General features: G+C 71.5%; 20 protein-coding genes. 9 read left to right on the top strand and 11 right to left on the bottom strand.

The genetic code is table 11. The features are described 5' to 3' along the window. The first annotated feature begins 93 nt into the window (after positions 1–93). Genes AC1HIL_RS29195 through AC1HIL_RS29185 form a run of 3 tightly spaced genes read left to right on the top strand, consistent with a single transcriptional unit; the run spans position 94 to position 3,203 of the window. Complete coding sequence (locus tag AC1HIL_RS29195; RefSeq protein ID WP_261210734.1) at positions 94–2,172, top strand: carbon starvation CstA family protein; 2,079 nt, start codon at positions 94–96, stop codon at positions 2,170–2,172. A 14-nt stretch (positions 2,173–2,186) separates the two neighbouring features. After that, positions 2,187–2,417: a YbdD/YjiX family protein gene (locus AC1HIL_RS29190; RefSeq protein WP_057597219.1), complete on the top strand. Its 231-nt coding sequence runs from the start codon at positions 2,187–2,189 to the stop codon at positions 2,415–2,417. Between the two features lie 60 nt (positions 2,418–2,477). Then, complete coding sequence (locus AC1HIL_RS29185) at positions 2,478–3,203, top strand: SIR2 family NAD-dependent protein deacylase (protein ID WP_479670634.1); 726 nt, start codon at positions 2,478–2,480, stop codon at positions 3,201–3,203. A 341-nt stretch (positions 3,204–3,544) separates the two neighbouring features. Here AC1HIL_RS29185 and AC1HIL_RS29180 read toward each other — a convergent pair whose 3' ends face one another. Then, positions 3,545–4,003 (bottom strand): N-acetyltransferase family protein, encoded by a 459-nt coding sequence (locus AC1HIL_RS29180; protein WP_479670633.1) that lies wholly within the window; start codon positions 4,001–4,003, stop codon positions 3,545–3,547. 58 nt (positions 4,004–4,061) lie between these two features. Further along, positions 4,062–5,327, bottom strand: coding sequence for a DUF1835 domain-containing protein (locus AC1HIL_RS29175; protein WP_479670632.1), 1,266 nt, complete (start codon positions 5,325–5,327; stop codon positions 4,062–4,064). Positions 5,328–5,539: 212 nt separating this feature from the next. Between AC1HIL_RS29175 and AC1HIL_RS29170 the strand changes: the two genes are divergently transcribed. The 3 genes from AC1HIL_RS29170 to AC1HIL_RS29160 all read left to right on the top strand — a co-directional run bounded on the left by AC1HIL_RS29170 (position 5,540) and on the right by AC1HIL_RS29160 (position 10,268). After that, positions 5,540–8,287 carry a YadA family autotransporter adhesin gene (locus tag AC1HIL_RS29170; protein WP_479670631.1) on the top strand — a complete coding sequence of 916 codons (2,748 nt, stop codon included), beginning with the start codon at positions 5,540–5,542 and terminating at the stop codon, positions 8,285–8,287. Positions 8,288–8,391: 104 nt separating this feature from the next. Next, complete coding sequence (locus tag AC1HIL_RS29165) at positions 8,392–9,039, top strand: TetR/AcrR family transcriptional regulator (RefSeq protein ID WP_479670630.1); 648 nt, start codon at positions 8,392–8,394, stop codon at positions 9,037–9,039. Further along, positions 9,036–10,268: a glycosyltransferase gene (locus AC1HIL_RS29160; RefSeq protein ID WP_479670629.1), complete on the top strand. Its 1,233-nt coding sequence runs from the start codon at positions 9,036–9,038 to the stop codon at positions 10,266–10,268. The genes AC1HIL_RS29165 and AC1HIL_RS29160 overlap by 4 nt, the downstream gene beginning before the upstream one ends. Here AC1HIL_RS29160 and AC1HIL_RS29155 read toward each other — a convergent pair whose 3' ends face one another. Then, positions 10,269–10,835, bottom strand: a complete 567-nt coding sequence (locus AC1HIL_RS29155) for a hypothetical protein (RefSeq protein WP_057591596.1) — start codon at positions 10,833–10,835, stop codon at positions 10,269–10,271. A 119-nt stretch (positions 10,836–10,954) separates the two neighbouring features. Between AC1HIL_RS29155 and AC1HIL_RS29150 the strand changes: the two genes are divergently transcribed. Further along, the gene (locus AC1HIL_RS29150; RefSeq protein ID WP_057591595.1) at positions 10,955–11,878 is read left to right on the top strand and encodes a helix-turn-helix domain-containing protein; all 924 of its coding nucleotides are present in this window, start codon (positions 10,955–10,957) and stop codon (positions 11,876–11,878) included. 128 nt (positions 11,879–12,006) lie between these two features. Further along, positions 12,007–12,372, top strand: coding sequence for a DUF1330 domain-containing protein (locus AC1HIL_RS29145; RefSeq protein ID WP_216087353.1), 366 nt, complete (start codon positions 12,007–12,009; stop codon positions 12,370–12,372). 130 nt (positions 12,373–12,502) lie between these two features. Here the strand turns inward: AC1HIL_RS29145 and AC1HIL_RS29140 are convergent, their stop codons facing one another. The 7 genes from AC1HIL_RS29140 to AC1HIL_RS29110 all read right to left on the bottom strand — a co-directional run bounded on the left by AC1HIL_RS29140 (position 12,503) and on the right by AC1HIL_RS29110 (position 20,336). Then, complete coding sequence (locus AC1HIL_RS29140) at positions 12,503–12,850, bottom strand: H-NS histone family protein (RefSeq protein WP_057591593.1); 348 nt, start codon at positions 12,848–12,850, stop codon at positions 12,503–12,505. Positions 12,851–13,277: 427 nt separating this feature from the next. After that, positions 13,278–14,003, bottom strand: a complete 726-nt coding sequence (locus tag AC1HIL_RS29135; protein ID WP_261210743.1) for a peptidoglycan DD-metalloendopeptidase family protein — start codon at positions 14,001–14,003, stop codon at positions 13,278–13,280. Positions 14,004–14,119: 116 nt separating this feature from the next. Beyond that, positions 14,120–15,526 (bottom strand): sensor domain-containing diguanylate cyclase, encoded by a 1,407-nt coding sequence (locus AC1HIL_RS29130; protein ID WP_413762584.1) that lies wholly within the window; start codon positions 15,524–15,526, stop codon positions 14,120–14,122. A 230-nt stretch (positions 15,527–15,756) separates the two neighbouring features. After that, positions 15,757–16,968 (bottom strand): cystathionine beta-lyase, encoded by a 1,212-nt coding sequence (gene metC, locus AC1HIL_RS29125; RefSeq protein WP_479670628.1) that lies wholly within the window; start codon positions 16,966–16,968, stop codon positions 15,757–15,759. Positions 16,969–17,003: 35 nt separating this feature from the next. After that, positions 17,004–18,035 carry a Bug family tripartite tricarboxylate transporter substrate binding protein gene (locus tag AC1HIL_RS29120; RefSeq protein ID WP_057591589.1) on the bottom strand — a complete coding sequence of 344 codons (1,032 nt, stop codon included), beginning with the start codon at positions 18,033–18,035 and terminating at the stop codon, positions 17,004–17,006. A gap of 94 nt (positions 18,036–18,129) precedes the next feature. Next, positions 18,130–19,710, bottom strand: a complete 1,581-nt coding sequence (locus tag AC1HIL_RS29115) for a rhodanese-like domain-containing protein (RefSeq protein WP_479670627.1) — start codon at positions 19,708–19,710, stop codon at positions 18,130–18,132. A 35-nt stretch (positions 19,711–19,745) separates the two neighbouring features. Continuing rightward, complete coding sequence (locus AC1HIL_RS29110; protein ID WP_057591587.1) at positions 19,746–20,336, bottom strand: cysteine dioxygenase family protein; 591 nt, start codon at positions 20,334–20,336, stop codon at positions 19,746–19,748. 106 nt (positions 20,337–20,442) lie between these two features. Here AC1HIL_RS29110 and AC1HIL_RS29105 point away from each other — a divergent pair, with 106 nt between their 5' ends. Beyond that, complete coding sequence (locus tag AC1HIL_RS29105; protein ID WP_261210749.1) at positions 20,443–21,315, top strand: LysR substrate-binding domain-containing protein; 873 nt, start codon at positions 20,443–20,445, stop codon at positions 21,313–21,315. A 27-nt stretch (positions 21,316–21,342) separates the two neighbouring features. On the opposite strand, the gene AC1HIL_RS29100 is transcribed toward AC1HIL_RS29105, so the two are convergent. Then, positions 21,343–22,917, bottom strand: a complete 1,575-nt coding sequence (locus AC1HIL_RS29100; protein WP_479670626.1) for a diguanylate cyclase domain-containing protein — start codon at positions 22,915–22,917, stop codon at positions 21,343–21,345. Positions 22,918–22,984 lie beyond the last annotated feature (67 nt).

Raw genomic sequence — 22,984 nt, 5'->3', positions numbered from 1 at the left:
AAGCCACGCGCCCGGCCTGCGCGGTGCGACGGATGGCAGCGCGCGCATGTCCGGCAAGACTCCCGGGGTTCGACAAATCCGAGGAGACAAAGCATGCAGAGCATCCGCCGCCACCTGGTGTGGCTCGTCATCGCGGTGTTCGGCGCGTTCGCGCTGGGCACCGTGGCCCTGAGCCGGGGGGAAACGATCAACGCGATCTGGGTGGTCGCCGCCGCGATCTGCACCTACCTGATCGCCTACCGCTACTACAGCCTGTTCATCGCCGACAAGGTGCTGGGCCTGGACGGCAACCGCAAGACGCCGGCGCACCGCCACAACGACGGCCTGGACTACGTGCCGACCGACAAGAACGTGCTGTTCGGCCACCACTTCGCCGCCATCGCGGGCGCGGGTCCGCTGGTGGGGCCGGTGCTGGCGGCGCAGATGGGCTATCTGCCCGGATTGCTGTGGGTGCTCGCGGGCGTGGTGTTCGCGGGCGCGGTGCAGGACTTCATCGTGCTGTTCATCTCCACGCGCCGCGACGGCCGTTCGCTCGGCGACCTGGTCAAGCAGGAGATGGGCGTGGTGCCAGGCATGATCGCGCTGTTCGGCACCTTCATGATCATGATCATCATCCTCGCGGTGCTGGCGCTGATCGTGGTGAAGGCGCTGGCCGAATCGCCGTGGGGCACCTTCACGGTGGCGGCGACGATTCCGGTCGCGGTCTTCATGGGCCTCTACCTGCGCTACATCCGCCCGGGCCGCATCGGCGAGGTGTCGATCATCGGCTTCGTGCTGCTGATGCTCGCGATCTTCGGCGGCCAGTGGGTGAGCCAGGACCCGGTCTGGGGCCCGGCCTTCACCTTCGACGGCAAGGCGCTGACCTGGATGCTCGTGGGCTACGGCTTCGTCGCCGCGAGCCTGCCGGTGTGGCTGCTGCTCGCGCCGCGCGACTACCTGTCGACCTTCCTGAAGATCGGCACCATCATCGCGCTGGCGATCGGCATCGTGGTCGTGGCGCCCACGCTGCAGATGCCCGCGGTGACGCAGTTCGCGCAGGGCAACGGCCCGGTGTGGTCGGGCAACCTGTTCCCGTTCCTGTTCATCACCATCGCCTGCGGCGCGGTGTCGGGCTTCCATGCGCTGATCTCCTCGGGCACCACGCCCAAGATGCTCGACAACGAGCGCCATGCGCGCTTCATCGGCTACGGCGGCATGCTGGCCGAGTCCTTCGTCGCCGTGATGGCGCTGGTGGCGGCCTCGTGCATCGAGCCCGGCATCTACTTCGCGATGAACAGCCCCGGTGCCCTGATCGGCACCACGGTGCAGCAGGCGGCGCAGACCATCTCGGGCTGGGGCTTCGTGGTCACGCCAGAGATGCTGGTGCAGACCGCCAAGGACGTGGGCGAGACCACCATCCTGGGCCGCGCCGGCGGCGCGCCCACGCTCGCGGTCGGCATGGCGCACATCCTGCACCAGGTGATCGGCGGCCAGGCCATGATGGCCTTCTGGTACCACTTCGCGATCCTGTTCGAGGCGCTCTTCATCCTCACGGCGGTCGATGCCGGCACGCGCGCGGGCCGCTTCATGCTGCAGGACCTGCTGGGCAGCTTCGTGCCCGCGCTCAAGCGCACCGACTCGCTGCCGGCCAACCTGGTCGCGACCGCGCTGTGCGTGGCGGCCTGGGGCTACTTCCTCTACCAGGGCGTGGTCGATCCGCTGGGCGGCATCAACACGCTGTGGCCGCTGTTCGGCATCTCGAACCAGATGCTGGCCGCGGTGGCGCTGCTGCTCGGCGTGGTGGTGCTGTTCCGCATGAAGCGCGAGCGCTATGCCTGGGTGGCGGCGGCGCCGGCCGCGTGGCTTTTGGCCTGCACGCTGACCGCGGGCTGGCAGAAGATCTTCTCGAGCGATCCGAAGATCGGCTTCCTGTCGCATGCGGCCAAGTACAGCGAGGGCCTGGCCAACGGCGTGCTGGTGGCACCGGCCAAGACCACGGCGGCGATGGAGCGCATCGTCTTCAACGACCGGCTCGATGCCGCGCTGTGCGCGCTGTTCATGTTCGTGGTGCTCAGCGTGCTGGTCTACAGCATCAAGGCCTGCATCGCGGCGCGCGCGGCCCACCGGCCGACCGCGCACGAGACGCCGTTCGAGCCGATGGGCGGCGCGGTCGCGGCGCGCGGCGCGCACTGAGGCCGGAGCGCGAGATGCAGGTCGACGAAGCGTCCGCCGCGGGCCGCGGCCTCGCGGACACCGGGCGCTACATCGCGCGCTCGATCCGGCAGTCGCTGCGGCTGATGGTCGGGATGCCCGACTACGACGTCTACCTGAGCCACATGGCGGCCACGCATCCCGACCGGCCGCCGATGAGCTACGAGGCCTTCTTCCGCGAGCGGCTCGAGGCGCGCTACGGCGCGGGCAAGGGGCGCTGCTGTTGAGCTGGGCGAGAATGGTCCGCTGACGATCACCACGCTTCCGAAGGAAGCGTTTTTTCATTCATGCAAGAAGAGTTGGAGACGGCGATCGGCCTGCTGAACGCGAGCCGGCGCGTCGTCGTTTTTTCCGGCGCGGGGCTGTCCCGCGCCTCGGGCATCCCGACCTACCGGGACGCCGATGGGCTGTGGATGCAGCAGAACGCGATCCAGTTCTCGCATGCGGAGGATCTGGCGCGCGATCCCGCAGGCTTCACGAAGTTCTGGGCGCAGCGTCTGGCCGTGATCGAGGAGGCGGCGCCGAATCCGGGGCATCGGGCGCTGGCTGCGCTGCAGCGGTTGCGGCCGGCTACGCGATTGATCACGCAGAACGTGGATGGGCTGCTGACGCAGGCGGGATGCATGGACGTGCTGGAGCTGCATGGGAATCTGCGGCGCTGGCGGTGCGATCGGTGCGGCAATCGGCATGGGCCCTGGCCCTTTCATCGCTGCCTGCGGTGTGGGGGGCATGCGCGGCCCGATGTGGTGATGTTTGGGGAGATGCTGAATCCGGGGGTGTTGATGGATGCGCAGGAAGCTTCGACGGATTGCGATCTGTTCTTGCTGGTGGGGAGTACGGCGGTGGTTTATCCGGCTGCGGATTTGCCAGTGGCTGCGATGGCGCATGGGGCTGCGTTGATCACGTTGAACATGGAGCCTATTGCGCATCTGGACGACAGGGCGCGTGTCGTGCTGAGAGGGGCTTCGGAAGTCTTTTTGCCTTTGATGGTGGATGGGTTGAAGGGGGTTTGAGATTGCAGGCCGGGTCTCGCCCCGGCGGGCGAGTCACTTTCTCTTGTCTCGCCAAGAGAAAGTAACCAAAGAGAAGGCGACCCCGCTGTCTGCGTCCCTCCGCTTCGCTACGGGCAACCTGCGGTGCTCGCGTTTCGCGGGGTCTCGCAGAACTCGCTTCGCTCAAACAGCTGCGAGCCCTGATCCGCGAAACGCTGCGCTCCTCGGCGCAGCCAGAGGGGGGGGATCGGGCCATCGCTTCGCTCGGCGTCTTGTTCCCTCTCCCTCTGGGAGAGGGTTAGGGTGAGGGCACCGGGCCTTGCAACTGGACTGGACCTCTGCATCGCCGCCCTGGCGCGGTACTACGAAGCTGCAGGAAAGCGGTGGTACATGAAGTACTTGCCGTCCTGTTCCCAGCCTTGCCGTTCATAGAGCTGCTGCGCCGACACGTTCTCGCGTGCGACGTTCAGCGAGATGCGCGCGGCACCCAGTGACCATGCATACGACTCGACAGCCGCGAGCAGGCGCGAGGCGACGCCCTTGCGGCGGCCGGCCGCGGCGACGAACAGGTCGTTGAGGATGAACACGCGCGTGAGCGAGACCGACGAGAAGATCGGGTAGAGCTGCGCGAAGCCCACGGACACGGCGCCGTCGTGGCAGAGGAAGAGCACCGACTCGCCATGGTCGAGACGCTCGCGCAGGAAGGCGCGTGCGGCGGGCAGGTCGCCGGGCTGGGCCTGGAACTGGCGGTACTGGTCGAACAGCGCGGCCAGTGCATCGAGGTCGGCCATCACGGCCTGGCGGACGGAGATCGTGGTCATGGGGCGCTCGGGTGGGATGAAGCGCGCAGGGTAGCAAAGCGCCCCGCGCACTTCGGACTCAGCGAGGCTCGCCGCGCCACACGGGGCGCAGTGCATCGTCGATCGCCCAGTGCGCTTTGCGGGGCTCGATGCGCACTCCGCCGATCCAGCGTTCGTGGCTCGCATGGTCGATCCAGTACGTCTCGCCCGCGAGCACGCGCCGGCCCAGCGTCGTGAGCTCGAGCGGGCGCCGGGGCCAGTCGCGCTGTGCCTCGGATTCCACGATCAGCGGCTCGGCCGCGTCGATCAAGGGACGCACGAGCGCATGGAACATCAGGTCGCCGAGAAAGGGCAGCGGCTCGCGATGCTCGTTGAGTTCGGCATAGACCTGGCCGAACGCGGGTCGGTCGTGCTCGTCGATGGTCTGGAGCACCAGGCGCTCGGTCAGCGAGAGGCCGTCGCGCAGCGAGGGCAGTTCCTGCAACTGCCGCCGCAACGCGGGCGCGAGGAAGGGCAGGGCGGGCGTCTTGCCATGCGCGATGTCGGCCCAGGCTTCGGGCGAGGACGCGCGGTAGGCACGCCATGCGTTGCGCGCGAGTTCGAGCGCGGGCGCATCGATGGGCCTGCGGCGCGGCCACAGCCAGGCCAGCACCGCGGGTGCGAGCTGGCCGATGCCGATGAAGCGGTCGACGCCGGGCACGCGATCGATCTCGATCAGCTCGAGCTTCGCGGGCAGGCGCTCGAGCCGCGCGAGCACGGCGATCAGGAACAGCTGGTCGTAAGCATCGGCTTCGCACCAGAGCACGGCGCGGCCGGCATCGGGCAGGTTCGCGAGCGCTTCGTATTCGCCGCGCATGCGGCCGCGTGCATCGTCGGGCGGCAGGCCGAAGGTCCGGGCGACGAAGGCGCTGCGCGTCTCGATGAAGGCGGCCTCGGGCTGCTCGGGCACCGGACCCATGCACAGCGGGTCCGCGAACATGTGGAAGGCGCCGCGGAAGCCGGCCAGTTGCAGGGTGTGGGCGATGTCGTTGCCGCAGCGCCAGTGCCGGGTGCCGGCCTCGTCGTCGGCCACGAAACCCGGATGCGCCGCGGCGAAGTCGACCGCGTCGACATGGGCCTTGAGCCTGGGCCAGCTCGCGAAGCCGAGTTCGCGCGCGATCAGCCATTGGGCGTCGGCCAGCCGTGGTGCCGAAGCGCTCCGGCGCGAGAGAAGGGACGGTGGCGCGGCGGCGCTGCCATCGGTGAGCCGCTCGAGCAATTCCTTGGCGCGCTTGCGCTGCTGCTCGAGGTTGATGTGGCCGCTGCGGGCCGAGGCGCGATGGGTGTCGCGAGGGGCGTTGGACATACGAACTCCAGTGTCGGCCGTGTCCGCTGTCTGGCCGGGAGTCGCATGGGCATGCGATGGGGGATGAAACCTGGGCGCAGCCCTTTCCGCGGACGGGAGGCGTGGAAGACGCCGGCGCCGATTCTAGGAGCGATTTACTTGTTTTCGGGGATGGCTGCACGAGGACCGTGAGGACACACTCCGTTGCGTTTTTTCAACGCGTCAGAGACACCATGCAAGCACCCCTTCGCGCCGTGCGCACCATTCCTCGCTCCATTCCGAGTGGCCCATCGTCCATGCGGCGCCTGCTGCGCGCGGTGCCGCTCGCGGCGCTGCTCATGGCTGGCGGCAGCTTTGCCGCGGGCTTCAGCGGCGGCGGTGTCGGCAATGGCGGCACCAGCGATTCGGGCGGCTCGGGCGGCGGCGGCGGGGCGGCGGCGCAGGCCGCCGGCGGTGCAACGGCGATCGGCGGGGGCGGCAACGGCGGCAATGCGAGTTCGGGCGCGACCGGCGGCGCTGGCGGTTCGGGCGCGAGCACCACCGTCGCGGGAGGCTCCGCGATCGGCGCGGGAGGGAGCGGCGGCAATGCGAATTCGACCGGCACGGGCGGCTCCGGTGGCTCGGGCGCGAGCACGACCGCCGCCGGCGGCTCCGCGATGGGCGCGGGCGGGCGTGGCGGCGATGCCTTCGCTGGCGGAACAGGTGGCGTGGGCGGTTCGGGCGCGAGCGTGACCGGGGGCGGCGCCACGGCCGTTGGCGGCGGCGGCAATGGCGGCCAGGCCGCCGGGGGAGCCGGTGGAGCGGGCGGCCAAGGGGCCTTGGCTGGTGACCAGGGCGCCACGGCCATAGGCGGCGGCGGCAACGGCGGCGAGTCCGCAGGGGGAACCGGTGGCGCGGGCGGCAGAGGAGCCTCGGCGGCTGGCGGCCAAGGAACCATGGCCATTGGCGGCGGCGGCCATGGTGGCGAGGCCAATTCAGGGGGAACCGGTGGCACAGGCGGTAGCGGTGCCACGGCAACGGGCGGTCAAGGCGCCATGGCCATCGGCGGCGGCGGCAACGGCGGCCTGGGCGTGGCCGGGGGCCACGGTGGCGCGGGCGGTGGCGGCGCCACGGCAGCCGGCAGCGGGGCGATCGCATTGGGTGCGGGGGGCAATGGTGCCGAAGGGTGCTGCGGCGGTACCGCGCCATCGGGCGGCAATGGCGCGCAGGCCTCCGCCACGGGCGCGATCGCACTCGGCAGCGCCGACGGCACGCGCTCGGGCGCGGTCGCATCGGGCGCCGCGAGTACCGCGATCGGCGGCGCGGGCAATGGATCGGCCGGTGCCTCGGCCCAGGCCGCGGGCAGCGTGGCGCTGGGCAGCGGCAGCCAGGTGGCGAGCGGCGCGAACGGCAGCGTGGCGATCGGCGCGAACTCGGTCGCGACCGATGCCAACACGGTCTCGTTCGGATCGGCCGGCCAGACGCGCGGGCTGGTCAACGTGAGCGCGGGCGCGGTGACGGCCACCAGCACCGATGCGGTCAACGGCAGCCAGCTCCACGGCGTGCAGCAGACGGCGAACAGTGCGTCGGCGGCGGCCAGCGCCGCGCAGGGCACGGCGACGGCGGCGCAGACGGCCGCTGCCGCCGCGCAGACCACGGCGGATGCCGCGTCGACGGCGGCGGGCACGGCGCAAGGCACGGCCACGGCAGCGCAGACGGCGGCCGCTGCCGCGCAAACCACGGCCAATGCCGCATCGACGGCGGCGACCACGGCGCAGGGCACGGCCACCGCGGCGCAGACGGCGGCCGCTGCCGCGCAGACCACGGCCAATGCTGCGTCGACAGCGGCGAATACGGCGCAAGGCACGGCCACGGCAGCACAGGCGGCCGCTGCCGCCGCGCAGGCCACGGGCACGGCCGCGCAGGCCGCCGCCGCCGCGGCACAGACCACGGCCAATGCCGCGCAGACGACCGCCACGGCCGCCCAGGGCGCGGCCGCCACCGCGCAGACCACCGCCAACGCGGCACAGGGCACCGCGACGGCCGCGCAGGGCACCGCCAATTCGGCACTGGGCCTGGCGCAGAACTCGGCGCAGTACGGCGCGGGCGGCACCTCGCTGCAGCTCAATGCCAATGGCGGCGCGGGCACCACCATCGCCAACGTGGCGGCGGGGCAGAACGCGACCGACGCGGCCAATGTGGGCCAGGTGCAGCAAGCGCAGCAGAGCGCGGTCAGCTCGGCGAACAACTTCACGGTGCAGCAGGTCACGGCGCTGCAGGCGCTGATGAACCAGGCGCTGGCCAGCGGCGTGTGCTCGATGAACGCCTCGGGCGCGGTGGCCTGCGGCAGCGGCTCGGTGTCCAGCGGCGCCGGCAGCACCTCGATGGGCACGAACGCGCAGGCGATCGGCGAAGACACGACCGCCATCGGCAACGGTGCGCGCGCCGAGCACAAGGGTTCGGTGGCGATCGGCGCGGGCGCGCGGGCGCTGGCCGACCCCACCACCGCGGTCGGCAACAACGCGGTGGCGACGGGCAACAACGCGGTCGCGCTCGGCGCCAACACGCTGGCCTCGGGCAGCAACTCGGTGGCACTTGGCCAGGGCTCGGTCGCCGATCGCGACAACACGGTGTCGGTGGGCAACGCGGCCACCGGCCAGCTGCGCGCGATCGCCAACGTGGCGCCGGGCCTGCTGGGCACCGACGCGGTCAACGTCAACCAGCTGCAGCAGGCCGTGAGCGGCGCGGTGCAGCAGTCCAATGCCTTCGCCGCGCGCGGCGTGGCGGCCTCGCTCGCGATGCCGGCGATGCCGGCGCTCGCCGCCGGCAAGAAGTGGATGGGCGCGGCCGTGGGCAACTACGCGGGCGCATCGGCGATCGGCTTCGCCTTCGGCTACCAGGTGAGCGAGAACCTCAACCTCGGGCTCGGCGTGTCCACCGCCACCAGCGGCGGCAGCGGCAGCCACATCGCGACGCGGGTGCAGGCGGGCTACGCCTGGTGAGGGGAGGGCGGCCACGCAGCCGCCTCGTTTCGACGGGAATTGAATGCCGTTCGATTTTGGATGTCGTATAAACTTGGACGACGTTCAACTTTGAAGGTTTCGCCTTGCCAGTCCCGGAGATCCCCGGCCGCCGCGAACGGCGGCGCGTCCAGACGCTCGACCACGTGGCGACCACCGCCATGCAACTGTTCGAGGCCCAGGGCTACGACGCCACCACGATGGAGCAGATCGCGCTGCGGGCCGACGTGGCCAAGGGCACGCTCTACAACCATTTCGCGACCAAGGAGGCAGTGCTCGCGCACTGGATCCACCTGGAGCTCGCGGCCGATACCGCGCGGCTGGCCGAACTGGTCGGCGCGCCCGGCGGTTTCGAGGCGCGGCTCGTGCGGCTGCTCGAGGCCTCGGCCGAGTGGTCGCGGCGCCATCGTGCCTACCTGCTCGACTACTTCCGCTTTCGCTTCCTCAACATCGAGAGCGAGCTCGACGGCGGCGGCGATCCCGAGGGCCGGCCGCGCGACCTGATCGGGCTGTTCGCGCTGCTGATCCGCGATGCGCAGCAGGAGGGCAGCCTGCGCGCCGACCTCGCGCCCGATCATCTCGCGCAGCTGCTGCACCACCTGTACTTCGGCGCGCTGATGCGCTGGCTCACGCTGCCGGGCCTGGAACTGGGCGAGGAGTTCGCGGCGATCGTCGAGGTCTTCGTCGACGGCACGCGCGCGGGTGCCAAGGCCGCGAGGAGGAAGCGCGCATGAGGATCGCGGTCGTCACCTACGGCACCGAGGGCGATGCGCGTCCGCTCGCCGCGCTGTGCCATGCGCTCGACGCGGCCGGCCATTCGACCTTGCTGCTGGCCGATGCCTCCACGCTCGGCGCCGCGCAGCGCCTGGGCGTGCGCTCGCTGGCGCTGGCCGGCGACATCCAGGGCGCGCTGGGCGCGAGCGGCGCGATCGCCAACGTGGTCGCGCAGAGCCACAACCCGGGCGCGGCCGCGAAGGCGCTCGCGGCCATCGCCAATGCCAATGCCGCAACCTGGCTGCGGCAGACCGTCGAGGCGGCGCACGGCTGCGACGCCATCGTGTCGGCGGGCCTCGCGGCCTTCGTCGGACTCTCGGCCGGTGATGCGCTGCGCGTGCCGGTGATCGGCGCGGGCATGTTCCCGCTCACGCCCACGCGCGATTTCGCCACGCCCTTCGTGCCGCCCGCGAAGGTGCCGCGCTGGCTGCACCGCACCAGCCATCGCTTCGTCAACGCGATGCTGTGGCGCGCCTTCCGCCCGGCGATCAATGCGGCGCGCGCCGAGGTCCGCGGCCTGCCGGCACGCGGCAAGATGTGGGACGGGCACGCGATGCTCTACGGCTTCTCGCCGAGCCTGCTGCCGCGCCCAGCCGACTGGCCCGCCAACGCGGTGGCCTTCGGGCAGTGGATGCCGCCCGCCAGCGCTTGGCAGGTGCCCGCGGCGCTGCAGGCTTTTCTGGAGGCGGGCGAGGCGCCGGTCTACCTGGGCTTCGGCAGCATGACGGGCTTCGATGCGGTGCGCATGCGCGCGATGCTGGTCGAGGCGATGGCGGGCCGGCGCACGGTGTTCAACCCGGGCTGGAGCGGCATGGCGCTGCAGGGGCTGCCGGCCAACTTCCACGTGGTGGGCGACGTGCCGCACGACTGGCTGTTCGCGCGCATGGCGGCGGTGGTGCACCACGGCGGCTCGGGCACCGCGCATTCGGCGGCGCGTGCCGGCGTGCCCTCGGTGGTGGTGCCGTTCGCGGGCGACCAGTTCTTCTGGGCCCACCAGCTCGCGCGCGCCGGCGTGGCACCCGAGGCGGTGGCCGGCACGCGGCTCACGGCGCAGGACCTGGCGCGCGGCATCGCCTGGACCGACGACGAGGCGGTGCGCTCGCGGGCGCGCGAACTCGGCGAGCGCATGCGCGCCGAGCAGGGACTGGCGCGCGCCGTGGCCTTCATCGAGGCCACGCTCGCGCGCTGATCAGGGGCGCACCAGCGGGATCTGCAGGTTGGTCGGCCGGTTCTGCTCGGTGTCGAAGCCGCGGCCGTCGATGTGGCGCGCGCCCCAGAACAGCATGTCGCCGCGCAGGTGGACGAGGTCGTACTCCATGAAATGGCGGCCCGCCGCCAGGCCGAAGGGCGCGAAGCTCTTGCCGAACACGCTCTGCGTGCCGTTGAGCTCCCACTTCGCATAGCCCTGGCTCGCCACCTGGTTCAGCAGGTCGGCGAAGCCCTGGATCAGCGGCGTGACCTCGTAGGCCTCGTCGGCCACGAAGTCCACCTTCTGCGCACCGGCCGCGATCGGGTGCGCGCCGCGCCACAGCATGTGGCCCTTGATGAGGATGCGCGCGAGCGGCACGGCGCCGTTCGGGTCGGCCGAGTTGACGATGGCGAGCTCGAAGCGGTCGTCGGGCAGGGCCTTGAAGGCGCGCTTCAGGTAGAAGGGCTTGAGCGTGCCGTCGGCATTCTTCGCGGCGCTGGGCCGGACTTCGGTCGCGATGCTGGTCCAGTCGCCCAGAAGGGCTTGTTGGGTCTGTTCCTCGGTCATGGGGCTGCCCTGTGTGAAGAGGCCGGCAGTGTGCGGCGGGAGGCCGAACGCTCGTTAACCCAAATCGGCAAAATGCGCGGGCCGGCGTACGCTGGCGTCCCACCGCCCCTTGCCGACGCATGGCCATCACCCTCGACCTGTACGACGACTTCCACCTGCATGGTGCTTCCGCGCCCGAGTGGCAGCAGCGCTACCTGCAGCTGTCGCAGGGCGTGATGCGCAGCACGCTGGCCGAAGCCGTGTCGGGCGGGGTGCACGTGTTCCGCAAGTGGATGAGCGAGCGCGTCGTGCAGCAGGGCTGCCTGCCGGCGGGACGGCTGTGCTTCGCGGTCGGCAATGGCCAGGGCGCCGGCGTTCCGCGCGTGCAGGGCCGCGCGCTCGAGGACCACAGCCTGTTCCTGCTGCGCGCCGGCGAGGACTTCACCTTGCAGCGTCCGCGCGGCATGGAACTGCTGGCCGTGACCTTCGAGGCCGAGCAGTTCCGCCGCCTGCTCGATGCGCGGCCCTTGCCGCCGCAGGCGCTGCGCCTGCTGTCGCAGCCGGTGCTGCGCGCGCCGGCCGAAGCCGTGGCGCGCTTGCGGCACGCCTTGCTGGGGCTGGTGCAGGGCGGCGATACCGCGCACGAGGAAGCCGCCGCGTGCATCGCCTTCGAGGCATTGCATGCCGTGCTCGAGGGGGCGGCCGGTGCCCCACCGGGCGTGGCGGGCAGCTCGGCGAGCTTCATCGTCTCGGAGTGCCATCGCATCGTGGCCGCCAGCGGTGCCGCGCCGCCCGACATCGAGGCGCTGTGCCGGCGCCTGCGCACCAGCCGGCGCAGCCTGCAGAACGGCTTCCGGCAGATGGCCGACACGACGCCCGTGCATTACCTGCGCAGCCTGCGGCTCAATGCGGTGCGCGGCCGCCTGCTGGCCACCTCGGCCGCGCAATGCAGCGTGTCGCAGGCGGCCGAGGCGCAGGGGTTCCATCAATTGAGCCATTTCTCGCAGCGCTACAAGGCGCTGTTCGGCGAACTGCCGTCGGCGACGCCGCGCGCCATTTCATGACGTTTCCCCGCTGCCGGGACTCTTTGCTCGGTGGTCCGCCTTTCGGCCTATTGCCGATGCACGCAATGGGACGCGCGTTTCGGCTTTTCGCGAATGGATACTGGAGGCGATGCGGCCGGCGACCGCGAATGGATCCGATCGTCGCCGCATCGCCCATCAAAGACCGAAGCGACACAGGAGACATTCCGAAGATGCCTGCCTACATCATTGCGCAACTCGCCTTCAAAGACCTCGAGGCCTACCGGCGTTATCAACGCGCATTCCCGGCCGTGTTCGCGCGCTTCGACGCGCAATTGCTCGTGGCCGACGAAGCGCCCGAAATCCTCGAAGGCGGATGGCAGCGCGACAAGGTGGTGGTGATGCAATTCGCTGACAAGGAGGCCGCGCGCGCATTCCAGAACGATCCCGGCTATGCGGCGATTGCGCGCGACCGCAAGGCCGGCGCGGATGCGGTGGTGCTGCTGGTGGAGGGATTGCGGCCCCTGGGGCGATAGCCCGGCGGCGCAATTCGGCCGCCCCAAAAAGACATGCGGCCTCGAGGGCCGCATGTGCAATTCGAAAGCGCCAAAGGCGGGTTTCGGGATGGCGCACCGGTGGTAGCGGCGCCTCCCGAAGTCCGTCGCCTTATTTCGCGAGCAGTTCGTCGGGCGACTTGCCGGCTTCGAGCGCGGCCTTGAACCAGCCGGGACGCGGACCGCGGCCGCTCCACACATTGCCCTGGTCGTCCCTGAACTTGGGCGCATTGCCGGCGGCCTTGCGACCCTTGCGGCCCTGGCGCGCGGCGGGTTTCGCCGTGGCGGCGGGACGGCCGGGCGAGCGGCCGAAACCCAATTCGGCGGCCGTGAAGCCATACACCTCGATGGCTTCGCGGATGCGCTCGAGGACGCCGTCGGCTTCCTTCTTGCGAAGCTGATCGGCTTCTTTCTGGAGTTGTTCGATTTGCTTCTGGACCTGTTGGAATGTCTTGGCCATGGAGATGCTTTGTATTTGAGTGAGGAGAGGAGAGCTGGCGAGATTAGGCCGCGAACGCATTTTTCGTTGTCAGCAATTGTCGCAAGATCGAAATCAGGACGAGTCGCAGACAGGTGGTCTACAAAAAAGGCATCCGGTTTGGCCCATCGCCAATCCGTGCCGGCATCGAATCCGGCCCGCCGACTTTATCTGATCGGGAAGCGGAATCCCGGATTCCTTTTTGGGAATTGGGGATTCGGGCTGGCAGGCTTCCGTGCCGGTCGGTGAATGAATTCGACTTCACCGCATCGCGCGGGATTCGCCGCCGGCCGTCGAGGCTGCAATTGGACGACCGCAAAGAACTCGCACTGGAATACCCGGATGCCCAAGTCCGGTGCGCGACCGGCAATCCCAATTCGAGCCCGCCACCCTATTCCGGCGGCGGAATTTATCGTCCGTCGGCCAGGAATGAACGCGGATCGACCGCGCGCCCGCCCACGCGGACCTCGAAATGCAGCTTGACCCGGTCGGCGTCGGTATTGCCCATCTCGGCGATCTGCTGGCCCTTTTGCACGGTTTGGCCCTTCTTCACCAGGGCGCTGCGCAGGTGGGTGTAGACCGACATGCGCGAGCCGCCGTGGTCGATCATGAGCACGTTGCCGTAGCCGCGCAGGGTCTCGCTGACCGTGACCACGCCCCTGGCCGCGGCGACCACCGGCTCGCCGAGCTTGCCGGCGATGTCGACGCCCTTGTTGCTGCCGCCGTTGAAACCCGCGATCACCGGGCCCGGCGCGGGCCAGGCCCAGTCGCCGGTGCCGACGCGCGAGGGCGGCGGGCCCGATTCGCGCGGTGCCGGCGGCACGGGCCGCTTCGAGGGTTCGCGCTCGCCGCCCGCGGTGCGCGGCGGCTCCGACGCGCCGCCCGGCGGCACGATGCGCAGCACCTGGCCGACCTCGAGCTTGTCCGGGTCGTCGATGCCGTTCCAGCGCGAGATGTCCTGCATCCGGCGGCCGGTCTTCGAGGCGATGCGGTACAGGGTGTCGCCCGGCTGCACCACGTAGTTGCCGGGACCGCGCGCATCGCTCTTCTCGACGGGCGCGCTGCCCGGGGATGGGGTGGAACAGCCCGCGATGGCCAGCGCCATCGTCAGGGCCACGAGCGGTGCGGCGCGCATGCGCCAGTTCCTGCCTGTCGAAACCAAAACCGGATACCTCCTGGATCAAAAGCCGCCGTGCGCGGCGGGGCATGATCGCACGAGGCGACGGCGGTGGCCGTAGGAGGCCGGGAGGCTCAGGCGATGACGTTGAACCAGCGCGTGGCACTGGCGCCGTCGATGCGGGCTTCCTGCCGCGCATGGGCGGCCTGCTCGAGCACCGCCGTGACCGGTCGCGCCGGGTCGCCGATGGCGAAGCCGACCTTGCAGTCCAGCCCGTGGCCGAGCGCCCGCGCGCCGCGCACCAGCGAGGAGCCGACGCGCTCTGCGGCCTGCGCCAGCCCGTCGCGCGGGCCGGTCAGCACGATGACGAAGGTGTCGGCGTCGATGCGCCCGCAGGCGTCGCCGGGCCGCACCGAGCGGCGCATGCGGCCGACGAAGGCCTGCAGCAGCCGTTCGGCCGCTTCCTCGCCGAGGCGGTCGCGTGCCGCGGCGAGGCCGCCGAGCTCGACGCTGATCGCGCACCAGAGGAAGCCGGGGCTGTTCTCGGCCACGGTGCGGGCCTGCCGCACCTGGGCGAGGAAGACCTCGGGCAGCGGCAGGCCGGTGATGTCGTCGCGCGCCATGTCGTCGGGCGCGGGCGCCATTTCGGCGGCCACGCCGGTCTTCGGCATGGCCTCGGCCGCGGGGCCGGGCACGGTGAGCGCGCGCGCGGTGGCGGTGGGCACCACCACGTCGGGCACGTCCATCGAAGCGGGCCGGAATTCGCGGTTGAGCCGGCGCGCGATCAGCGCCGAGGCCGCCAGGCCAAGCACGACCAGGCAGCTGCCCATGCCGAGCAGCGAGGCCAGCGGGTTGCGGGCACTGCGGGTCAGGGTGTCCTCTGGCACGCCGACCGCGACCCACCAGGCCGTGCCGGGCACCGGCGCGATGGTGGAGAGCACCTTCAGGCCGTCGAGCGTGAGGGTGCTGCTGACGCTGCGGTCGGCGCCGGCGATCTTCTGCCGCAGCTGGGGCGTGGCGTGGTGGCCGAGATAGCGGTCCTCGTCGCGCGAGCGCGCGACCACCTTGCCGCTGGCGTCGACCAGCGAGGCAACCCAGCCCTCGGGCCAGATCTGTTCGCGCAGCACCACGCCGAAACCCTCGGGTCGCAGGCCGACGAGCGCGGCCGGTACATCGGCCAGCCACGGCGTGCCATCGGGACGGTAGACGGCATGGAGCGCGGGCGAGGCTTCGCCCGGGCCCTGTACCTCGAAGCGCTGGCCCGAGCGCGGCACGGCGGCGAGCTGGTGGACGTCGGCGCGCAGCCGGTCGGCCTCGCGCGCCATCGCGGCGGCGGTGCTGTTGGCCTTGTCGAGCAGCAACTGGCGCTCGCGGGCCTCTGCCTGGTCGCCCATGCGGGTGGTGACATAGACGCTGAAGGCCAGCATCGGCACGAGCACGAAGAGCTGGACCGCGATCAGCCAGGGGATGAAGCTCGCCGTGCGCGAGCGCGTGCTTTCCGGCGGGAAAGGGGTGCGTGGGGAGAAGCCGATCCGGTTCATGGCAGGTGTGCGCTGCGCTGGAGCCTGAATGTAACCTTTGGCCTTAAGAAAAGGTCACTAATTGTTGCCCGGAGCAGGGGCTTTTTTCACGTCCTGGTGACCGGCGGTGGCTGCCGGGGTGCGGGCGGCGCTCTCGCGGCCCTGTTCCGCGCCGCCGAAGCCGCGGAAAGGAAACAGATGCTGACAAAGCCGATCGGCCCGCCCGGGCGCGGGAACGCGGCCCGGCGCCCTCAGCCGGCCTCGCCGGCCCCGGCGGCCGCGAAGCCGCGGCCGAGGTCGGCCACCAGGTCGGCCGGCGCCTCGAGCCCGACGTGCAGCCGCACCACCGCGCCGCGCGCGCTCCAGTCGCTCACGCTGCGCGCCGCGCGCATGTTGGCCCAGGCCACCAGGCTCTCGTAGCCGCCCCAGGACGAGCCGCGCCCGAACAGCGAGAGCGCATCGACCAGCCGCTCGACCGCGGTCGGCGCGATCTCCGGCCGCAGCTCGAAGGACAGCAGCCCGTTGGTGCCGCTGCAGTCGCGCCGCCAGAGATCGTGCCCGGGGTGCGTGGGCAGCGCGGGGCAGAACACGGTCGCGACCTCGGGTCGCGCCTGCAGCCAGCGCGCGACCTCGAGCGCATGCTGCTCGTGCAGGCGCAGCCGCGCCGACAGCGTGCGGATGCCGCGCAGCACCAGCCAGGCGTCGTCGGGGCTCACGGTCATGCCGAAGGCGTCGCAGCGCTCGTTGAGCGCGCGCCAGGCCTCGCGCGTGGTCGCCACCGTGCCCATCATCACGTCGGAGTGGCCCGAGAGGTACTTGGTGGCGGCCATCAGCGAGATGTCGGCGCCGAGCGCGAGCGGGCGGTACTGCAGGCCCGAGCCCCAGGTGTTGTCGGCCGCCAGCAGCGCGCCGCGCGCATGCGCGAGCGCGGCCAGCTTCGGCAGGTCGCACATCTCGTAGACCAGCGAGCCCGGGCACTCGGCGTAGACCAGCCGCGTGGCGGGCTCGAACAGCGCCTCGATGCCGCTGCCGTCGGCCGCGAAGAAGCTGCAGCGGATGCCGTAGGGATCGAGGAAGGAATGCACCAGCTGGCGCGCCGGCTCGTAGACGCTGTCGGACATCAGCACGTGGTCGCCCGGCTTGAGGTAGGACAGCAGCACCATGCCGATGGCCGCGAGGCCGGTGGGAAAGAGCCGCGTGCGGTAGCCGCCCTCGAGCTCGCTCACCGCATCCTCGAGCGCGAAGGTGGTGGGCGTGCCGCGCGCGCCGTAGCTGAAGACGCGCTCCTCGCCGCGCCGCGCGCGGGCGTCGCGCATCGCGGCCACGCTGTCGAACACCACCGTGCTGGCGCGCACCAGCGGCGGGTTGACCGGCGCGCCGCCCGCATGGGCCGGGTGCTTGCCGAGGTGGGCGATGCGGGTTTCGAGGGACAGGCCGGAGGGATCGGTGGGCGAGGCGGGCATGGGCTTGTTCTCTGTCGTGGAGGCGTTCGCCGATGCTAGTCGGCGCGCGCGCCCGACAGCTTCACGATGCGCGACCAGCGTTCGATGTCCTGCCTGAGCTGCGCCGCGAAGGCCTCGGGCGTGTTCGCGACCACCTCGCTGCCGCCGTCGGTCACCTGCCTGTTCACCTCGGGCAGGTGCAGGGTGCGCACGATCGCCTCGTTGAGATAGGCCACGCGCTCGGGCGGCGTGCCGGCCGGCGCGAAGAAGCCGTACCAGTCCTCGAAGCGCGCATTGGCATAGCCGAGCTCCTCGAGCGTGGGCGCCTTCGCGAACACGCCGATGCGGCGCGGGCTGGTCACGGCCAGCACGCGCAACTTGCCGCTTTGCACCATGCCCGCGACCGAGGCAGTGGAGGTCACGAGCACGTCGACCTGGCCGCCGAGCAGGTCGGTGAGCGCGGGGCCGGCGCCCTTGTAGGGCACGTGCGTCATGTCGACGCCGTTGTCCTTCTGCAGCACCACGCCGACCAGGTGCGAGAGCGTGCCGTTGCCCGGCGTGGCATAGGTGAGCTTGCCGGGGCTGGCCTTGGCCTTCGCGGCCAGGTCGGCGAAGGACTTGAGCGGCGAGTTCGCCTCCACCACCAGCGCGAGCGGCGCCGCGTTGATCTGCGTGATCGGCACGAAGTTCTTGACCGGGTCGAAGCCCGGCGCCGCGTACAGCGCGGGGTTCACCGCCATGATCGAGACCTGCGAGGTCAGCACGGTGTAGCCGTCGGCCCTGGCATCGGCCACCGCCTTGGCGCCGATGTTGCCGCCCGCGCCGCCGCGGTTGTCGACCACGGCCGGCTGGCCCGTGATCTCGGCCAGGCGCGTGGTCACCAGGCGCGCGGTGGCGTCGTTGCCGCCGCCCGGAGGGAACGGCGAGACGAAGCGGATCGGCTGCGTGGGGTAGCCGTTGCGCGCGGGCAGCGGGTCGGCCGCCGCGCCCTGCAGCACGAGCGTGGCGCTCCAGGCCGCGGCGAGCAGCCAGCGCGCGCGGCGCAGGCGGGACGGACGGTGCGGGGAAAGGCCGGATGCAGTCGACATGGTGAACTCCTGGACGGAACGAACGAGGACGAGCGGAGGCCGGACCGTGGCGCGAAGCCGCGGTCCGTGGACTGGCGAGGAACGGGGGCGAGGGCTACGCGTGCGGCGCGCCCGGCAATCGGAAGGCGGCGCGCTCCTGCGCGTCGAGCTGCGCGACCAGGCCGGTCTCCCAGGCGAGGTAGCGGCGCGCGGCCTCCTTGTTGCCGTCGTGGCGGTCGTGCACGAAGAACAGGTAGTCGATGCAGTCGGCATCGCTGGGCAGCGCGGGCGTGGCCTCGAGCGGCAGCCCGGCGGCGCGCCATGCGGCCATGCCGCCCTCGAGCAGCAGCGGCGCCGCGTGGTCCGCGAGCTCGGAGGCGACGGCCCAGGCGGCGAGCGCCGGATCGTCGGCCACCAGCACCAACTGGCGCGCCTCGCCGCGCAGGTCGTCGGCCAGCCGCGGCCGGATCGACCAGCGCGCGCCCGCGATGTGGCCGGCGCGGAACGCCATGCCCGGGCGCAGGTCGACCAGCGCGACCTCGCCGCTCTCGATGCGCGCCGACAGCGCGTGCGCATCGATGGTGCTGAGCGGCTTCGGCATCGGCGCATCGATCGCCTCGAGCGCCAGCCCGCTCGCGAGCCCGTCCTCGAGCACGCTCGCGTCGTGGCCCATCTGGCGCAGCCAGCTCGCGACCGTGGGCGCGCGCACGCCGTCGCTGTCGAACAGCACCAGCCGCGCGCCGCGCACGCCCAGGTACTGGTCGGCCGCCTGCAGCAGTTGCCCGCCCGGCGTGTGCTGCGCGCCGGGCAGGCTGCCGGCCGCGAATTCCTCGGGCGTGCGCACGTCGCACAGGAACAGGCTGCGGCCCGCGTCGCCGGCCCAGTCGCGCACCGTGCGCGCATCGACCGTGGGCGCGCCGAAGCGCGCGGCCAGCGCCTGCGCGGCGCCGCGCAGCTCGCAATTGCCGCTGTCGTCGGCATAGCGCTCGGTGCCGCCGTGCGCGAGCGCATGGTCGGCCAGGTACCAGCCCTGCGTGCCGTTCTCCAGCGCATAGACCGGGTTCGGAACGCCGAGGTTGATCAGCGTCTGCGCGCCGATGATGCTGCGCGTGCGGCCCGCGCAGTTGACGACGATGGTCGTGCGCTCATCGGGCACGAGCCGGCGCACGCGGTAGGCGAGTTCGCCGTTGGGGCAGCAGGTCGCGCCCGGGATGTTCATCTTGAAGAACTCGCTCACGGGCCGGCCGTCGAGCACCACCACGTCGTCGCGGCGCGCGAGCATGGCGGCGAGTTCGTCGGCGCCGATGCGCGGCGTATGGTAGGCCTCCTCGGCCAGTTCGCCGAAGGTCTTCGAGGGCAGGTTCACGCCCGCGAACAGCGCATGGCCCGCGGCCTGCCAGGCGCGCGTGCCGCCCTCGAGCACGTGCACGTCGCCGTAGCCGAGCGCCCGCAGGCGTTCGGCCGCGCGATGAGCGACGCCCCGGCTCTCCTCGTCGCCCCCGTCATAGGTCACGACGCGCACGCCGCGGCGCGGCAGCAGGCGCGGCGCATCGAGCTCGAGCCGGCTGAAGGGCAGCGGCACGCCGAGGAACAGGTGCGACTCGCCGTACTGGCCGTGCTCGCGCACGTCGAGCAGCGCGATCTCGCCGCCGTCGTGCAGCCAGCGCTTGAGGGTCTTCGGGTCGATGGAGGTCATGGGGAAAGCGAAAAGGAAGAAAGCGGGGAACCGGTTCAGCGCCGCGTCTGCACGCCGATGCCCATGGTCTGGCAGGTGCCGGCCGCGAGGTCGTAGGCGGTGCGGCGGTCCAGCGTCTCGAGCGCGCGGCCGTACATGTGCAGGTGGCGGATGGTCTGCTCGCCCTGGATCTCCACCGAGTGGATGTCCTCGGGCATCAGCGCGATGCCGGCGCCGGGCGCGACCACCACCAGCGCGGTCTCCTCGAGCCGGCCCACGCCGGGCACCGAGCCGTCGTCCAGCCGCCGGTAGACGCGGTTGTGCTCGGTGCCTTCCACCGCGGCGATGCAGGCCCAGGTCGTGTGGTTGTGCGGCACGATGCGCTTGCCCGGGCGCATCACGTTGAGATAGAGCGCGTAGCTCTGGTCGGCGTCCTCGGCGATCAGGTAGCGCGCCTGGTGCTCGCCGGGCTCGGGCGGCGGGTAGTCGCCGGCCTGCCAGTAGTCGGTGCGGGCGGCCAGGCCCTGCAGCGCTTCGAGCACCTCGGCCAGCTTCTCGCGCGTCGGTTCACCGTTGGCGATGGATGTCTTCATGCTGGCGATGGCCGTCTCGACGGCTTCGCGGCGTGGAACGGATGCGGTGCTCATGCGGTTTCTCCTGTGGGGCTGCCCGATTTCTGTGCAGCCACTGTAGTGAGCCCGGCGGCGCCGAACAATCCAGCACGGGCGCAAAACACATCAATAAAATTAATGAATGCCCACGCTCGACCTCGAACTGCTGCGCACGCTCGCCGCCGTCGTCACCCATCGCAGCTTCGCCGCCGCGGCGGTGCACCTGGACCGCACGCAGTCCGCGGTCACGCAGCAGATGCAGCGGCTCGAGGAGCAGATCGGCCATCCGCTGTTCGCCAGGCAGGGCCGGCAGAAGCGGCTGACCGAGCACGGCCAGCGCCTGCTCAACTATGCGCACCACCTGCTGGCGCTCAACGACGAGGCGCTGCGCAGCCTGCGCGAGGGCCAGCTCGAGGGCAACCTGCGCATCGGCGCGCCGCACGACGTGGCCGAAACCATGCTGCCGCTGCTGCTGACCGAGGTGGCGCGCACCTCGCCGCTGCTGCAGCTCGACATCCACGTGGCGCGCAGCCCCTACCTCATGACTTCGCTCAAGCGCGGCGAGGTCGACATGATCATCTCGAACCGCATCGACACCCAGTTCGAGGGCGTGGTGCTGCGCAACTCGCCGACCGTGTGGCTGTGCGCCGCGGGCTACGTGCACGACCCGGCGAAGCCGGTGCCGCTGATCATGGCCGACGGGCCCAGCATCTTCCGGCGCATCGGCCACGAGGCGCTCGACGCGGCCGGCGTGCCCTGGACGCCGCGCTACACCTCCTCGAGCCTGATCGGCATCAAGGCGGCGCTGCGCGCGGGCCTGGGCGTGACGGCGCGCGGCGTGGAGCAGCTCGACGCGGGCCTGCGCGTGCTCGGCGTGGGCGACGGCATGCCGCGGCTCCCCGACCTGGCCTACCACCTCTACGTGCGCAGCCACGTGGTGAACCCGGTCACGCGGCAGGTGTTCGAGCACCTGAAGAAGCACCTGCGGCTGCCGCGCACCGACGCGGCGGGCTGAACCCGGGGCTGAGCGGCGCGGGCGCGTTCAGCGCGCCGCGGGCACGGCGTGGCCGTCCTGCTTGGCGCGGTACATCGCCTGGTCGGCGGCCGCGAGCAGGTCGCGCGGCGTCTCGCCGCCACGGCCCAGCGCGATGCCCACCGACACGCCGATCAGCGTGCGCGCGCGTGCCAGCTGCAGCGGCTCGGCGATCGCCGCGATGCAGCGCTGCGCCAACACCTGCGCGCCCTGTTCCGCGGGCTCCACGAGGCCGGTGGCGAGCAGCACGAACTCGTCGCCGCCGATGCGCGCCACGGTGTCCGTCTGCCGCACCAGCGCCTGCAGCCGGCGCGCGATCTCGCGCAGCGCGAGGTCGCCGGCCTCGTGGCCCAGGGTGTCGTTGAGCTGCTTGAAGCCGTCGAGATCGAGGTAGAGCACGGCCACCGGCTGCCTGTGGCGCGCGGCATGGGCCAGCGCCTGCTGCAACCGCTCGTCGAGCAGCTTGCGGTTGGGCAGGCCGGTCAGCGTGTCGTGGTGGGCCAGCCGTGCCAGCGCCTGCTGGTTGTCGACCAGCTTGGCCAGCAGCCGGTTGAAGGCCTGCGTCAGGTGGCCGATCTCGTCGTCGCGCACCACGCGCAGCGGCGCCAGCGGCAGCTCGCCGCGCGTCATGCGGTCGGCCTGGTCGGCGGCACGCAGCAGCGGGCGCAGCAGCCAGGCCATGATCAGGCCGATCACGATCAGCACCATCGTCACGGCCGGCGCGCGCTGCCGCAGGATGAAGGCCTGCATGCGCGCCACCGGCGCGAGCGCCTCCGCCACCGGCAGCCGCGCGACCACGAACCAGCCGGTGGTCGGCACCGAGGCGATGGCCGAGATCTCGTCGATGCCGCGGGCGTTGCGCGTGGTGCCGCTGCCGCGGTAGCCCGCCATCGCGCGGTCGTGCAGCGGGTTCACGCCGTCGGGCGGCGTGGGGGTCAGCATCATCGTCGCGTCGGTCGAGGCGACGAAGAGCCGGTCGCGCGGCGAGATCACGAGGATGCCGCCGGCCTGGCCCACGCGGCCTTCCAGCAGGTGGTCGAGCAGGCCGTCGGCCGTGAGGTCGGCGGTGCCGAGCAGCACGGCCACCACTTCGCCACGGCCGTCGCGCAGCGGCACGGCCATGGGCAGGGCCGCGTGATGCGCCGCCGTCGCCTGCGCCCGGCCCACCGCGCGCCGGCCGGCGCGCGCGGCGGCGAATTCCAGCGCCTCGGTCGAAAACTGCCCGTCCTGGTCGAGCCGCCTGCCATCGGGCGTGGCGAGCGCCAGGCCGAGCGGGAACAGCGGGTTCAGCGCGCCGCGCTCCGCGAGCCAGGCGTGCAGCGGCGCGGGCTGCGCCAGCAGCTCGGGCGGCACGGCCTGCGCCAGCCGCTCGAGGAAGGCAAGGCGCTCCACCAGGTAGTTGTCGACGTCGCGCGCCACGTAGGCGGCCAGCGCGGTCTGCTGCGAGGCCACCGACTGCGTCAGGTCCTCGCGCAGGAAGCGGCTGAGCTGGATGTAGCTGGCGGCGGTGCCGATGATCGCCATCACCAGCCCCATCACGAGGAGGCGCACGACCAGGCTGCGAGCGGATTTTCGGAGGGTCACTCTGGCGGCGGGTCCTGAGGCGGGGAGGTGCGGGACTGTAGCCGAAGCCTCCGCCCCGCCGCCACGG

The sequence above is a fragment of the Variovorax sp. ISS6 genome, from assembly GCF_056523145.1.
Note: the sequence above shows the minus strand (reverse complement) of the source record. Positions and strands in the feature narration are given on the sequence as shown.

What these genes read in the sequence shown, in the direction of transcription:
- AC1HIL_RS29195 (WP_261210734.1), top strand. Translation starts at nt 94, where the DNA reads ATGCAGAGCATCCGCCGCCACCTGGTGTGGCTCGTCATCGCGGTGTTC.
- AC1HIL_RS29190 (WP_057597219.1), top strand. Translation starts at nt 2,187, where the DNA reads ATGCAGGTCGACGAAGCGTCCGCCGCGGGCCGCGGCCTCGCGGACACC.
- AC1HIL_RS29140 (WP_057591593.1), bottom strand. Translation starts at nt 12,850, where the DNA reads ATGGCCAAGACATTCCAACAGGTCCAGAAGCAAATCGAACAACTCCAG.
- AC1HIL_RS29160 (WP_479670629.1), top strand. Translation starts at nt 9,036, where the DNA reads ATGAGGATCGCGGTCGTCACCTACGGCACCGAGGGCGATGCGCGTCCG.
- AC1HIL_RS29185 (WP_479670634.1), top strand. Translation starts at nt 2,478, where the DNA reads ATGCAAGAAGAGTTGGAGACGGCGATCGGCCTGCTGAACGCGAGCCGG.
- AC1HIL_RS29180 (WP_479670633.1), bottom strand. Translation starts at nt 4,003, where the DNA reads ATGACCACGATCTCCGTCCGCCAGGCCGTGATGGCCGACCTCGATGCA.
- AC1HIL_RS29130 (WP_413762584.1), bottom strand. Translation starts at nt 15,526, where the DNA reads ATGAACCGGATCGGCTTCTCCCCACGCACCCCTTTCCCGCCGGAAAGC.
- AC1HIL_RS29170 (WP_479670631.1), top strand. Translation starts at nt 5,540, where the DNA reads ATGCAAGCACCCCTTCGCGCCGTGCGCACCATTCCTCGCTCCATTCCG.
- AC1HIL_RS29120 (WP_057591589.1), bottom strand. Translation starts at nt 18,035, where the DNA reads ATGTCGACTGCATCCGGCCTTTCCCCGCACCGTCCGTCCCGCCTGCGC.
- AC1HIL_RS29105 (WP_261210749.1), top strand. Translation starts at nt 20,443, where the DNA reads ATGCCCACGCTCGACCTCGAACTGCTGCGCACGCTCGCCGCCGTCGTC.
- metC (WP_479670628.1), bottom strand. Translation starts at nt 16,968, where the DNA reads ATGCCCGCCTCGCCCACCGATCCCTCCGGCCTGTCCCTCGAAACCCGC.
- AC1HIL_RS29175 (WP_479670632.1), bottom strand. Translation starts at nt 5,327, where the DNA reads ATGTCCAACGCCCCTCGCGACACCCATCGCGCCTCGGCCCGCAGCGGC.
- AC1HIL_RS29110 (WP_057591587.1), bottom strand. Translation starts at nt 20,336, where the DNA reads ATGAGCACCGCATCCGTTCCACGCCGCGAAGCCGTCGAGACGGCCATC.
- AC1HIL_RS29115 (WP_479670627.1), bottom strand. Translation starts at nt 19,710, where the DNA reads ATGACCTCCATCGACCCGAAGACCCTCAAGCGCTGGCTGCACGACGGC.
- AC1HIL_RS29155 (WP_057591596.1), bottom strand. Translation starts at nt 10,835, where the DNA reads ATGACCGAGGAACAGACCCAACAAGCCCTTCTGGGCGACTGGACCAGC.
- AC1HIL_RS29150 (WP_057591595.1), top strand. Translation starts at nt 10,955, where the DNA reads ATGGCCATCACCCTCGACCTGTACGACGACTTCCACCTGCATGGTGCT.
- AC1HIL_RS29135 (WP_261210743.1), bottom strand. Translation starts at nt 14,003, where the DNA reads ATGCGCGCCGCACCGCTCGTGGCCCTGACGATGGCGCTGGCCATCGCG.
- AC1HIL_RS29145 (WP_216087353.1), top strand. Translation starts at nt 12,007, where the DNA reads ATGGATCCGATCGTCGCCGCATCGCCCATCAAAGACCGAAGCGACACA.